Here is a 14,142-nt window from a genome sequence, read left to right on the forward strand (position 1 = left end):
TTCGTCATTATTTGGAGCTGCTAAAGCATCGGTATTGGATGCATTAACAATACTGTCAATCATAGACTGCTGAATATCGGATAGTTTTGCTCCCTCTATTTTTGCAATAGGCTGAGTGTTGTTATACCCCCAGATAATCGTTGTAGAAATACCGTCTTTTGTGGTGTACTGTTGTAAGTTGCCTTTTGAATCGTACTTGTCATAAGTCACTTCGGTGGATGGAGTATTTTGTAGATCTGTGGAAAGTACAGTATAAGGTAATACCAACCCTGAAGTTTTCACATCTGCTTCTGATTGACTTATTGGATAGATAGTTTCTGTTTTTGATAAAGTTTTAGTGGTGGTTCCTATAGTTTTTGTCGTGGTTGTTTCCAATGGAATTCCCATCATGTTTTTTGAGATCATTAACTGGTTGCCTTTTTCGTGGGCGTAAGCATAAATTGTTTTCTGACTGGAATCAGAAAAATCAACATTTACAATTGTTGGGTTGGTATGTTTATAAGTATTGTCGTAAGTATAATTGGTAATTTGACTGATACCATTATTCTCATAATAATCAGTTGTCGTCATCATTTTCTTTTTTGCCCAAGCTGATGACACTTCATAGCGGTCTACCGTAAAGGTATAATTATTTCCTAAACAGACCCCATTTTCATTATGAACCGCACAAGCAACGGACTTTATCCCTATATAATAAGGTCTTATCGTAAGATCAGGGAATCCCAAGCTATAATCATTTGAAAGATTATTGAAGTGATTATCAAATTCATAGATGTATGAATCTTTTTTGATAAGTCTATGCTGAGAGTTATAATATTTTCTATCGGTTAATATACCACGTGCAAACTGATTATTGGCATAAGTAAAGATTGGGCTTCTTGCATTTTTAGGATTGGTATGGGACAGATTCATATATTCATCTGTTATTTCATAGCTTTCTGCGTTGTTGTTTATATTCTTATTTCTGGTAGTGACCCTATCATAAATAGTAGGCTTCCCGTTAATAGTGCTAATGTTAAAATTACCAGAATTACTAATGACCATTTGTTCACAAGTATATCCCATCTCCTGATCCTCCGCTAACTCTTGGATATAAGAATATTCAATATCATCTGCCATATATCTTCCTGTAGACCTATTGTTTTCATCTCTATAAATAAACTCGGTTTCATGAGTTAGTATGTCAGCATCACTTTTCGTTATCTTTTGTACCCTTATTCCACCAACAGATTTATTGTAGTGCTTGGTTTCTGAAACTTTTTCATACCATTGTGCATTCAGAGTGGCGTAGTGGCTGCTACTTACATTTCCAACCTTTCTGATTCTGATTTTATATGAAGGTTTTATATTTTCGACAAATTCATATTCTTTATTGATCAGAAATGTTTTGAGAACAGTATTGGTATTATCCAAAAGTTCTCCTACAAAATGCGGCCCCTCTGGTAGAGAGCCTTCCGGACCTTCACTTGGATTTGCTGTACTTTGAAAAGTAATTTTGAAATCTACTGTATTCCCATCGGTATTAACGTTAAATACCCCTCCCAGAGGTTCAAGGTTTGAAATAAGAAAATCTTTTTTTCCTATTTGTGTTTCAGTACCTTCAAAATAAAAATCATCCAATTCGTACTGCAACCCCATTTTCCCACCTGTAGGATATTGTATTTCTTTTAAACTCCCGGAAACAGCATAGTTAATATCAGGGTTTTTATCATCTCCAAAACCGTAAATTTTATCACCATATGCAACGAAAGGAATTCCATGATTGGCTAATTTACCATTATAAAAGCCTACAAAATCTGTTTGATCTGATAATCTGTTAGGTAATGGATTGCTTTCATAATACTGAAGTTTATATTTTGAATTATCTTTCAAGTTTACAACTTCTTTTAACTTCAGTCTTTTCATCAGATATGGAATTTCAGAATCATATCCGGGAGCTAAAGGAGAATCTGTACTGGTAAAATAATCTTTTACCAGACTATAATCTGATACCAGTGCCTGCTGGGGATTTCTAACTTCTATTTTATTTAAAGAAAGTCCGTTATTGATGTCCTCACGATTACTATAAATAAACTTCACTTCACTGCCTTCAAATTCAATGCTTTGTAGTACACTTTCAGAAAGCACATTTGTCTTTGTTACAAATTCTTCATAGGTTGTACCATTCTGGTATATACATGCTCTTGGAATTTTAAGCCCTTTGTAAAAATTATTCAAATAGCTATAACTACTTGCCTGATAATAAAACTTTATTTCTTTCCCTGTTGGTAAAAGGATTCTTGTAATGATAAAATCTGTATTACTAAAGTCATTAGGGGCAGGAGCACTCCCGCCTACAGTTTGAGTCTGATTTCCTGCCTTGAAATAATACTTTATACCCTGATCATCCGTGAAAACAAATGAATCTTCTATCTTGACAGTACTATAGGGAATCTGAATAATTTTTCCCGAACTGTCATAGTAAAATTCTCCTGATGCACTTCCCAAAGAGAAGGAATAGATATCAGGTTGAGTATCAAGTGTTGAGAATTCCTCTTTGATACTTTTTGCTAAATTATAATCATTAGTGTTGCTTTGAACAGGATTGAAGCTGTCAGGATTTATATACTGAATTTTACCTTTATCCTCACGTCCTAAAACTTGTTTAGAAAGAGACATCCCACCTACCGATAGAGACCAGCCAAGACCTACTTTAGAAGCGGTTTCTTTTACTTTTACTCCTGATGCATGATATTTCAAAGAAATCGGAAGACTAAAATCTCCTACTTTTATGGTATATATTGGAATATCAATGCCAATGGTTCCGGTATTTGTAGATGTTGGAATATCTGTATGTTTTGATAGCTGGCTGGCATCAGGCGACTTTATTGTCAGATTATATTTACTTTCCTTTGCGTCCATAGATTGTGAATATCCAAGGATATATCCACATACAATCAGAGATGCTGCAATTATTTTTCTCATTTGTGTTTATTTCTTAATTAATTTAGCGCTAGCCGTTTTATTCATATCAGTTTTAACAGTAACCAAATAAGCTCCCTGAATCAAATTCTGAGTATTGATCTTGGTTACTTTGTTTTTGGTTTTCAAACTCTGCAATTGTCGTCCTGACATATCATACAAAATAATATCTGCATCCTTGAAATCAAATCCAATTTCAACATAAGTGTAATCTGAAACAGGATTCGGATAGATCTTGATATCCTGTTTTACAATCAATTGATCGATTTGCTTGTCTCCAAGCTTAATGATCTTCCATTTTTCTTTCCCAAGTTCCTCAGCACTGGTTCCTGCTAAAATAATTGAACCGTCACTGTTAAGTTTTATATCAGATAATCTTTCTTCTTTCTTATTTGATTGACCTTGAACATGTTTTCGCCATTGTTCATTACCGTTTTGATCTAAATAAAGCATCCAGAATTTCTCATCATCGGCTTCAATTCTTCCCTCAGCTTGTGTATAGCCACCTAAAAGGAACCCTTTTGAAGTTTTATCATCGGAATTGTGTAGGACACTCATTCCCATCAAAACATCTCTGTTTTTGAAATTGTAAGATTTTTGCCAGATTTCTTCTCCTTTTTCATTCAAAGAGATTAACCATAAATCCGTACCTTCTTCAATTCCAACGGTTTTGTTTCCTGATCTCTCGGATCTGGATTCACCTCCAATTAGAAATCCTGTAGATGTTAAAGCGAGCGTTCTCAAATGATCATCACCTTTTCCACCGAAGTTCTTTTCCCATTCAACCTTTCCTTCTTTGGAAAGTTTAATAATCCAATAATCTCCTTCACCAAAGTTTTCAGTTTTCTTTGAACCTCCTGCATTGCTTCTGGAATAGATCCCTAACAAAGCTCCGCCATCTCTAGTTGGAATCATTTTTTCAACTTCATCCAAACCTTTTCCACCTAAAATTAACTGTGATGATTCTTTTCCGTTTTTATCTAATTTGATAATTAAAATATCCTTAGAGCCGTAACCTTTAGCTGAATTCTGAACATTTCCGGCAACGAAAAATCCCAAATCTGTAGTCTGAATAACAGATCTTGCCTCTTCATCAGAAGAACTTCCTAAAGTTTTTTGCCAAAGCTCATCTCCGAATTCATTAATTCTAATCAACCATAAATCTGAACCTCCTTTGGAATCATCTTTTTTATCCAGCCCTTTCCCGCTGTAAGAAGTTCCTGCTAATAAATTCCCGCCTTCCTGAGTAGCAACTGTAGCAGATAGGAAGTCGTGGTTATTTCCTACAAAGAATTTCTCCCAAACTTCTTCTCCTTGTTGGTTAAGTTTGACTAAGTGGAAATCATAACCGTTATTCTGCTTACTGCCTCCTGCCTGAAGCTTATCGCCTTGAATGCTGCTTCCTGTAATAAGGTACTGCTGATCTATTGTTGTGGTAACTTGGCTTAAAAAATCCTGTGTATTGGATTTAATATCCTTTTGCCAAATGACTTCCTGAGAATACAATACAGCAGTCGTGCACATCATAAGTGCACCCATATAAAGTTTTTTCATACTTGTGTTATTGTTAGTTGATATATTTTGTTGATATAACTGTGCATAGAAAATGCACCCTTTTTTCAGTGTAATTCTTTTTCATTTTGTGTTTTCATTTAATTTTTTGCAAATTTAACATAATTTTCAATAGGTTTTGATTTATTTTTGGCGCTTTTTTATCATATCTATTTGGTTTAATGTTCTGTAGCAAAGATATATCTGCACAGCGACAAACCATGTCGTATTATATGATAGATGCATTTTTATTTGTTTTGGTTGGAATACATATAAAATTTATTCAAAAGAGTGACAGTCGTTTTGTTTAAAAGGGCTTGGCTCAAATAAACTGACAATATTGTGACTTGCAATAATGAACTTATACATTTGGCAAGTGCTTTTTATAATTTTGTCGGAGGTTGAAAAAATAAGACTTAAAACAAATATATTTTTGTCAATATATATTTGCCGGTTTATCCCAGAAACAAAAAAAGTCACTCAAGTTGAGAAATTTTAAAAACACAAATGACGAAAAAAAATATTCAACTTAAAATACAATATAAGTGAATATTTTTATTCAAAACCCTAGCTGTATGGTTATAAAAGTTCGTAAATCGAATAATTTAAGAAATACATAAAGATAGGAAGATTCGAATTTTTGAAAATTAATTTAAATTTAGTTTTCAATCTATATAAAAAACTAGCCTGATAATTCAGAAGTTTAAAAATTTCCTCTGAATCTTTGTAACTTTCGGGAACTTGTTGGTTATTAATTGTTTTGATACCTCTTCTTTTCATGGTATCATGTATAACATATGCAAATGAATCTTTTGCATTTTGCTTCGAACTTTGTTGAGATATTCCATCAGAATGGAGTCTGTATTTATATAGTACCTCGTTAATATACTTGACGTTTCCTAATTCTAAAATTTTTAAATATAAATCCTGGTCAACAGCACTTTTCAAATCAGGATTGATTCCCTGCGTTTTTAGATACGTTTCTCTTCTAAAAGTAAAAAAATGTGCAAATTGAATTGGACAATTAAAAAAATAAAGATTGTTATAAATTTGCTTAGTATTACCAAATATCTTTTGTTGGGACAATTCTTTATCACACATCATCATTTTAGAATATGTAGCAACTATATTATTGTTACCATATTGCTGGATTGACTTCTCTAATGCTGTCGGATAAAGAGCGTCATCCGGGTCAAGATATCCACAGACTTCTCCAGTAGCATATTCCATGCATTTTCTTTTGGTAAACCCACAACCTTTATTCTCTCCATTTTCATATAATTGAAATCTTTTATCCTGCTTAATAGTTTCCTTAATAATATCTACTGAATTATCTGTAGAAGCATCATCAACAATAATAACCTCCCAGTTTTTATATGTCTGATTTATCAATGAAATATAACAGTCTCTAAAAAAATTTCCATTATTGTAATTAGCAATTAGAATTGAAATCTTCTTCATTATGTTAAATTGTAATTGCAATATTAAAAAAAAAATATTTTAGAAAATCAAGATGAAATTCAATATTTAAAAAAAATAACACATAAAAATAACATATTTACATTAATTATTTATTTTATTTATAGCATTTCTAAAAAAAATATCAATATTTGTAAATACCATAAATCTATTAAATTTATCTCATATATCATATTTTAACACACTTCTACCTAACTCAAACTAATATTTCGGGGATTTCGGGGATCTCTGGGATAAATACTTTTGAGATTTTGAGTATGGTTCTGATTTTATTCGCGGATAGATGAAGTAAGTGTGTAATACTTAGTCTACTATTCATCCCAATTAAAATCATAAAAATAGATGCTGATTTGTAATGGAAAATAAATAAAAATAAAAAAACTCTTGTTTTTAATAAATAATGTGTACATTTGTAAAATAATCAGGCTACTGCCGACGCTTCTTCTGAAACTTTTGAGTTTACTCTTTTTATCAGTTTTCGCTTTTACAGCCGCTAATTTTTGTCGTCAATATAACAGGTGCAGTACCTTTTTTCAACTTGAATATTTTCAAGATTCTAAAAAATATCAACATCATTTCTTGCTTACAAATCGATTTATTATTGTTTTGACATCAATATCAAAGCAGTAATGGCAACAGCCAAAAACAGTTTATCAGTAATACAATAATTTTATAATACATTACAATGCAACAAGGAACAGTAAAATTCTTTAACGATGCCAAAGGATTTGGTTTTATTACACCATCAACAGGTGGACAAGATGTTTTCGTACATACTTCAGGTTTAGTAGATAATATTCGTGAAAATGATGTCGTAACATTCGATTTACAAAACGGAGCAAAAGGGGTTAACGCAGTTAACGTGAAAATAGCTTAATTTTTGAGGATTAATAATCTTCAATCATATATAAGCAGATAATTTATTTTATCTGCTTTTTTTTGTTCCAATAATTACCTTTCCCCCTGTTATTGTATGTTCTCATCATTGCCATCTTCTAAAATTTATGTACTAAGATATTAATATTCATACTTGCTCCAACAGATGCAAATAAAACAAGAACATTTCTAAAATTTGGGTATAAAAACAAAAAAGAGAAAGTGCAATTATTTAATTTTCAATAATATACAAATTCTCTTTTTGATTAAAAAGTGACCGCAGAAGGATTCGAACCCTCACTGTTGGAGCCGAAATCCAAAGTTCTATCCATTAAACTATGCAGCCGGTTGGGTTTTAGTGCGGGAGAGTTTTAGGGTTTATTAAATACACAAACATACCTTTACTCTAAAACTCTCCAACTCTATGACTCTAAAACGTAATCTTCACTCCTCCCAAAATCTGCGCTCCAAGAACTTTATATCCTTTGTACGTCTGATAATTTGAGTTGAAAAGATTGTTTCCGATCGCGAAAATACTGAAATTTTTGTAAATTTTATACTCTGCCGAAAGGTTTAAATCTGCATACCCCCCAACTTTATCGTCGGTATTCTCTGTTGACTGATACATCATCGGACTTCCAACTCCCTCAATAGCAAAGGAGTTCGTTGTTCTGTCGCTTGCAAAAATCCCTTTAAAACCTAGTAATAATTTTTTATCAAGCATCGTATATTTAGCGCCAATACTCGCATTAAGCAATGGAACGTTGTAGATATTTTCGTAATTTTTCAGATCAAATTTTGTAAACTTTACCTCTGCGTCTACAATCAAGTTTTCTAATGGGAAATACTGTAGACTTCCTTTAATATCGCTCACATTTCCATCATCATAAACTGCAGAGAACGTGTTTGCATAGTTATAAGCAGAACGGTTAAGCGTATAAATATTATCAAACAGATCATTCGCCTTAAAGAACATAATATCTCTCATTTTTCCATAACCTGCAGAGAAATCATATTTGAAAGTTTCATCAATATCACCTCTTAAACCAACATAAAAATGATATTTGGTTTCAGTCGGTTTTAAATATTGATCAGAAACAATGAAAGGATTTTGCTGTAAAAGATCTGAATAGGTGTTTAATTTTAATCCTCCATCTACTCCACCATAAAATTTAAATTCTTTCGCCGCCGCAAACTGGAATTCAGCCTGTGGGAACCAATACGTTTTACTGTTTTTCATTTGTTCAGCTAACAAATCATTATTGTTTTTAGCATTTAAAAATGAAAAAGATGAGCCTAACATCAAATAAGAATCTCCTTTTCTGAAAGTAACTTTCGGAGTTAAACTTGTATTAAAAAAGTTAGAAGAGTTTTTGTCTCTGATCGCAAATTCCGATTTCACAGCTTCCAAACCAACTCCCAAGTCTGCATTTAAAGTAATTCCGGAACCTCCGACCTCAACGCCATGTTTAGACAGATTTGCCAAGATAGAAACCTGATTTTCCTTTGCATCAAAATGATCTTTCAAGAACGAAGATTTCACTCTTACATCATTTAAAATTTCATTTGAATAAAAGTCATAATAACCATTTACTTTAAACTGATTAACTCTTTGATCCAAGTCTACATCACCCGGTTCTAAAGCATAAATTCCGTAATAATTGTTGTTATTTAAGCCATATTCAGCATTTAAGTTGAACTTACCTTTTTCTCCGTAAGAATTCAAGAAAGCTCCAACTGTTGCAGCACTTTGTTTAGAATCCCAGGCATATTCTTTTTTCAACCCTAAAGTAGAAAGAAAATGAGCATCCAAGCCAACTTCCAGCTTATTTTCAAGCGTTTTTGAAATGTTCATGTCACCCAAAATCTTCCCATAATTACCCATTCCGAATTGCAGATAATTATTCTGAGCAGTGCCCTCAAACTTTGGAGTAACATCTTGCCCCTGAATGGTTGATGTTTTAAAATCAGAAACCGCAGGAACGTCTGTAATGGTATATTTTACAGGGTTTTGAGATTTCTCTTCCGGTGGATAATTTTTAATTGTTTCCACAGAAGTTTTCTTTTTTTCGATCTTTTTTATTTCCGGTTCTCTTTTTTTATTAAGAATCAGTTTTTCTTCTTTGATCTGGGAAAACGCAACAGACGACATCCCCAGAAATATGATTGGAAGAATATATTTCATCATAATTTATCAATATTTAAAATGTAGCGTCCCTAAATCCTAAGCCCTAAATCCTGCTACTTTTTTACTACTTTTACTTTTTAATCTGTTTTTTAACCTCTTTTGCTTCAGCTACGATCTCAGGGAAATCTTTGTAATTAGAAATGATCTGATCACAAGTATAACTCGCCTGATAATTGTCTTTTAAGCCTACATAATTCTTCGCCATCAACACCAATGCTTTTGCCCCCCAATATTCTTCTGAAGAGTAATTGTTGGCCAATTTAAAGATCGTTTCGTTTGAAGATTTAAAGGCTTTTCCTTTGTTTTGATAGAAAGCTTTTGCATAAAGAGCTTCCGCTGCAACTTCTGTGTTTGAAGACTTTTCAAGAGAAGTATAGGCTGCCTGTGCATCTTTATCCTTCCCTGAATTCATCAAACTTCTTGCCTTAATCACTTTCGCAGTTTCAATAACGGCAGCCGAGTTTTTATTGTTAGAAATAACAGCGTCGGCTAATTTTTCAGCCTGAGAGAAATTCTTTTCGTCTGCATACATCTTCATTAATTCTACATTTGCGTAGTTTTTAATGTTGACATCTGATGAGTTTCTAAGGTTCTCCAAGTATTTTTTAGCATCTGTATTATTTCCTTGTGCCACATAAATCTGAGCTAAACGAGTCTGCGCATCATCCTGATAATCATTTTGAACATCTGCAACTTCCTGTAAAACTAAAAGCGCTTTTGTCGTGTTATTGGTTTGATAGTAACTTTCTCCCAACTCATATTTAGCCTGATAAAGCCCCTCTCCTGTTGGATTTTGCGTTAAATATTTCTCATAATAAGAAATCGCATTTTTATAATCTTTCTTGGTGAAATACTGTTTTCCTGTAGACAGATTAATTTCATCGATCTCAGAAGCGTCAATATTTATTCCAATATTTTTCGCGAAGCTTTCATAGCCTGCAACATCTCCGTTTTTCGTAAAAATAGGTTTTGCGGCCTGAACGATTTTCTCTGCGTAAGCTGTATTTTTATACTGATCACCAAGAGATTTTAATTCAGATAAAGCTTTATCATTTTGATTTTGATCGATATAATTCTGTGCTCTGTAAATCGACGCGTTGGCAATCAAATCTTTATCAGAAGAAGTTTTAATCACTTTTCCGAAGAAGTCATTTGAGTTGGCAAAATCATCCTGAGCTGCATAAGCAGTACCCATTTCATATTGAGCATCATCGTAATATTCAGATCCAGGATATTTAGATAAAAGATTCTTTAAGTTGGTAATTTTTGCCTGAGTATCTCCTTTAAACCCTAAAGCCATTGCTTTTTGGAATAAAGTATAATCCGTTGCATCTTCATTTTTATCATAGATCGCAATGGCTTCATTCAGATCATTATTGGCGTAATAAATATCTGCTAAACGAAGTTCTGCATCATTTTTAAACTCAGGTTTCGGATTGGTTAAATAGTGCTTAAAATAAGTTGCCGCCTGATCAAATTTCTTAGATTTAAAATAAGCATATCCCAAATCGTAAGGCAACTGCTGTTTTTCAGGGAAAGTTTCGGTAAGCAGTTTTTCGTAACGAACGATCGCAGACGGATAATTTCCTTTCTGATAATAAACCTGTCCCAACCAATATAAAGCTCTGTTATTGAATTCTTTATTAATATTAAAGCCTAAACTTCTCAAGAAGTATTTCTCAGCTTCATCATAATTTCCTTTGTTAAATTCTTCCGTTCCCAATAAATAAGAAACTTCCTGATCTACCTTATCAATATCAGGCGAAGAAGTTTGAAGTTTATCAATTGCGTTTAACGTTTCTTTGAAATTCCCCGAATACAAATATGATTTCACTAAAAGTGATCTCATTTCAGAAGCATTCGCAGCGTTTTGATTTTCATTGATATAACTTTGAATAACTGCAGACGGACTTTCAAACGGGTTCCCAATATCGTAGCTTAACTTTGCGTATTGTTCGTGAGCCAGTTTTTTAACCTTCGGATCATAATTCATCTGATAAGATGAACGGAAAGCCGAAAGTGCCTCCTGCTTTTTATCAACCGCCAAATAAGCATTTCCAAGCTGATAGTAAGCATTTTGAGCCAAAGCGGAATTGCTGTTTAACAATTGGTTATAGTAAGAAACCGCTTCATCATACTTTTTAAGCTGAGCTGCCACAAATCCCATCTCATAAAGATCATTTTCAGATGGATTTTGCTGAACACTCAGGTAATCTTTTAAGTGAGGATAAGCAGAAGTATAATCATTTTTCATGAAATAACTTTCACCAATGATTTTATGAACCTCAGCTTTATAAGCAGCGGAAATATCTTCATTTAATAAAAGATTCCCTTCTGAAATAGCCTTATCATAATCCTTGTCATTATAATACATCTGTACATAATACGGACGAACCAATTTCGAATATTTCGGTTGATCTTTCACAGAATCAAAATATTGGAAAGCCTTATCATTCTGTCTGTTTGAATAATACAAATGTCCCAACATATAAGCAATATCGCCTTTTTGAGACTCATCGGCAGTTTTATAAGCTTCCTCTAAAGCATCAGTTGCTCCTTTAGAATCCCCCATCATGAATTTAGCATAACCTAATTTCAAAATATACTGCGTGTTCTCTTCTTTTGAAAGCTGATATTGGTTAACCTTTTTTAATGTTTCCAATGCTTTCGGAAAATCTTTTTTAGCCAGATAGTAATCCGCCAGAGGAAGATTTGCCTGAGCAAAATAAGCAGAGTTCGGGTATTCTTTCATAAATGCCGTTAACCCTTCTTCAGCATGATTTTTCTGAAGAATAACGCCAATTACGTTATCAAAGAACTGTGCAGCTTCCTTTTTCGATCTCGACAAATTTTGATTATAAAAATATTGTCTAGCATATTCGTACTGAGAAGCATTGTATATTTTGGTCTGATAAAGATTTTCGGCTAAACTGAACCTGTAATTATCTTGCTGGGTAAAGTATTGAGACTGCTGTCCTTCGGAAATTCCGAAATAAAATACGGCAGCTGCTAAAAGTATTTTTTTTGATTTCATTAATATCAAATTTTAAAATGGGTAAGGCAAAGTAAATACCAAATATTTTAAATTTATAGAGAGATTTTATCCACAATTTATCAACGAAAATATTGAAAAGATATTGTATAAACAAGCCTTTTAACATATTGTTAGTAAGTGGATTATTTTTTAATACTTATTAACTTTCTCATAAGAAATATTAAGAAAATCTTAATTATTTCACAGAAATAATTACATTTGTTTTTTTCAAATCAAATATAGACATTGATGAATCAACTTTTTAGAAGGAAAAACTATTCAGAGACAGATACTTCCACGAATCTTTTGAGAGTTTTGGGCGTTTGGGATATCGTTTTTTTTGGTATTGCGGCAATTATCGGAGCGGGGAGCTTCAGCAGTTTGGGAGAAGCTGTATTCAGAGGAGGTCCCGGCGTTATTTTGTTGTATTTGATTTGCGGTTTTGCCTGTGGATTTACAGCGCTTTGCTACGCAGAATTTGCGAGTAGAATTCCCACTGCAGGATCAGCTTATACCTATGCTTATGCAAGTTTTGGTGAATTAATCGCCTGGATCATTGGCTGGGCATTGATTATGGAATATTCGTTCGGGAATATCTATGTCGCATTTTCATGGTCAGACTACTTTACCAGCTTTCTCGAGCGACTCGGAATGCATATCCCGGATTATTTAACCTGCAGCTATACAGAAGCTAAAAAAGCTTTCATGAATGGCTCTGAAAATAAAGATCTATTAAATGCATGGAAATCAGCTCCTTTAATTGGAAGTTTAAAATTTATTGTTGATGTTCCGGCTTTGGTTATCAACGGGTTAATCACTTGGTTATGTTACGTTGGAGTAAAAGAAAGTAAGAACTTCAATAACTCTTTGGTTATCTTAAAATTGGCCGTAATTGTTTTGGTTATCCTGGTTGGATTTGCTTATATTAATACCGAAAACTGGACACCCGTTAACCCAGAAACTCATGTTGCATCTTTCATGCCGAATGGTTTTGCAGGAGTTATGAGTGCCGTTTCAGGAGTTTTCTTTGCTTATATAGGCTTTGATGCGTTAAGCGTACTTTCCGAGGAAACAAAAGATCCTCAGAAAACGTTACCAAAAGGGATGATCATTTCTCTTGTATTGTGTACCGTAATTTATATTGCATTAACCTTAGTTTTAACCGGAATGGTTGATTACAGAAAATTCGACGGTATTGGAGATCCGCTTTCGTTTATATTTGAAAAATCAAATGCCAACGTTGCCTGGATGGAACTTACCGTTTCTTTTGTAGCAATTGTTGCCATTACCACTGTATTATTGGTTTTCCAAATGGGACAGCCGAGAATCTGGTACGCAATGAGCCGCGACGGACTGATGCCTGAAAAATTCAAAACAGTGCATCCAAAATACAAAACACCTTCGTTTGCGACTATTGTTACAGGTATTGCAGTGGGTGTTCCTATCCTATTTACAGATAAAACTTTCATTCTTGATTTTACGAGTATCGGGACAATTTTCGCGTTTGTATTGGTTTGCGCAGGGGTTTTAATGCTTCCTGCTAAAGAAAAGATCAAAGGCAGATTTCACCTTCCTTATATTAATGGTAAGATTATATTTCCTGTTATTTTCATTGGCGGATTAATTGGTTTCTACTTCTGGCAACCTGAATTCTTCAATAGTTTAAAAGATTGGAGCGATCCAAAAGAAGGCGAGTTCAGAGCTTCTATTCTTGTTTACATTCTGATCAACTTAATTCTTTGTGTTTTCACTTTTATTAAAAATTTCTCTTTAATTCCTTTAATTGGATTAAGCTCTTGTTTATATCTTTTAACCGGAATGAGTCATGAGAACTGGTTCTGGTTCGGATTGTGGTTCGCATTAGGTTTAGTTATCTATTTCTGCTACGGTTACAGAAACAGTAAACTTAGGAAAGCTTAGTTTTCAAAAAGTTAGAAATAAAATATATTAAAGGGCAAAATTGTGATCTCACAGTTTTGCCTTTTTACTTTTAATGATCTTGCTTAAAAGTTGGCGAACTTATTGCTTTATGTTAATCAAGAACTTAAACTAA

Annotated in this window: 7 protein-coding genes and 1 tRNA gene; 2 read left to right on the forward strand and 6 right to left on the reverse strand. The window is 33.3% G+C overall.

The features are described 5' to 3' along the window. The 3 genes from BT156_RS13565 to BT156_RS13575 all read right to left on the reverse strand — a co-directional run. A partial coding sequence (locus BT156_RS13565; protein ID WP_139255482.1) for a hypothetical protein occupies window positions 1-2,964 on the reverse strand: 2,964 nt, incomplete at its 3' end. 6 nt (window positions 2,965-2,970) lie between these two features. Further along, entirely contained in the window at window positions 2,971-4,515 is a 1,545-nt protein-coding gene (locus tag BT156_RS13570; protein ID WP_072410775.1) for a T9SS type A sorting domain-containing protein, read from the reverse strand. A 576-nt stretch (window positions 4,516-5,091) separates the two neighbouring features. Beyond that, complete coding sequence (locus BT156_RS13575; RefSeq protein WP_228430128.1) at window positions 5,092-5,973, reverse strand: glycosyltransferase family 2 protein; 882 nt, start codon at window positions 5,971-5,973, stop codon at window positions 5,092-5,094. A gap of 703 nt (window positions 5,974-6,676) precedes the next feature. Here BT156_RS13575 and BT156_RS13580 point away from each other — a divergent pair. After that, on the forward strand, window positions 6,677-6,868 hold the full coding sequence (locus BT156_RS13580; protein ID WP_072410777.1) for a cold-shock protein: 192 nt from the start codon (window positions 6,677-6,679) through the stop codon (window positions 6,866-6,868). Window positions 6,869-7,141: 273 nt separating this feature from the next. On the opposite strand, the gene BT156_RS13585 is transcribed toward BT156_RS13580, so the two are convergent. From BT156_RS13585 to BT156_RS13595, 3 genes are all read right to left on the reverse strand, one after another. Continuing rightward, window positions 7,142-7,213 (reverse strand) — tRNA-Arg (locus BT156_RS13585). A gap of 84 nt (window positions 7,214-7,297) precedes the next feature. After that, on the reverse strand, window positions 7,298-9,055 hold the full coding sequence (locus tag BT156_RS13590; RefSeq protein WP_072410779.1) for a TonB-dependent receptor: 1,758 nt from the start codon (window positions 9,053-9,055) through the stop codon (window positions 7,298-7,300). A gap of 70 nt (window positions 9,056-9,125) precedes the next feature. Next, window positions 9,126-12,089, reverse strand: a complete 2,964-nt coding sequence (locus tag BT156_RS13595) for a tetratricopeptide repeat protein (RefSeq protein ID WP_072410781.1) — start codon at window positions 12,087-12,089, stop codon at window positions 9,126-9,128. A gap of 249 nt (window positions 12,090-12,338) precedes the next feature. Between BT156_RS13595 and BT156_RS13600 the strand changes: the two genes are divergently transcribed. Then, the gene (locus tag BT156_RS13600; RefSeq protein WP_072410784.1) at window positions 12,339-14,009 is read left to right on the forward strand and encodes an APC family permease; all 1,671 of its coding nucleotides are present in this window, start codon (window positions 12,339-12,341) and stop codon (window positions 14,007-14,009) included. Window positions 14,010-14,142 lie beyond the last annotated feature (133 nt).

Origin of the sequence: Chryseobacterium limigenitum (genome assembly GCF_900114875.1) — a bacterium.
Taxonomy (GTDB): Bacteria; Bacteroidota; Bacteroidia; order Flavobacteriales; family Weeksellaceae; genus Chryseobacterium; species Chryseobacterium limigenitum.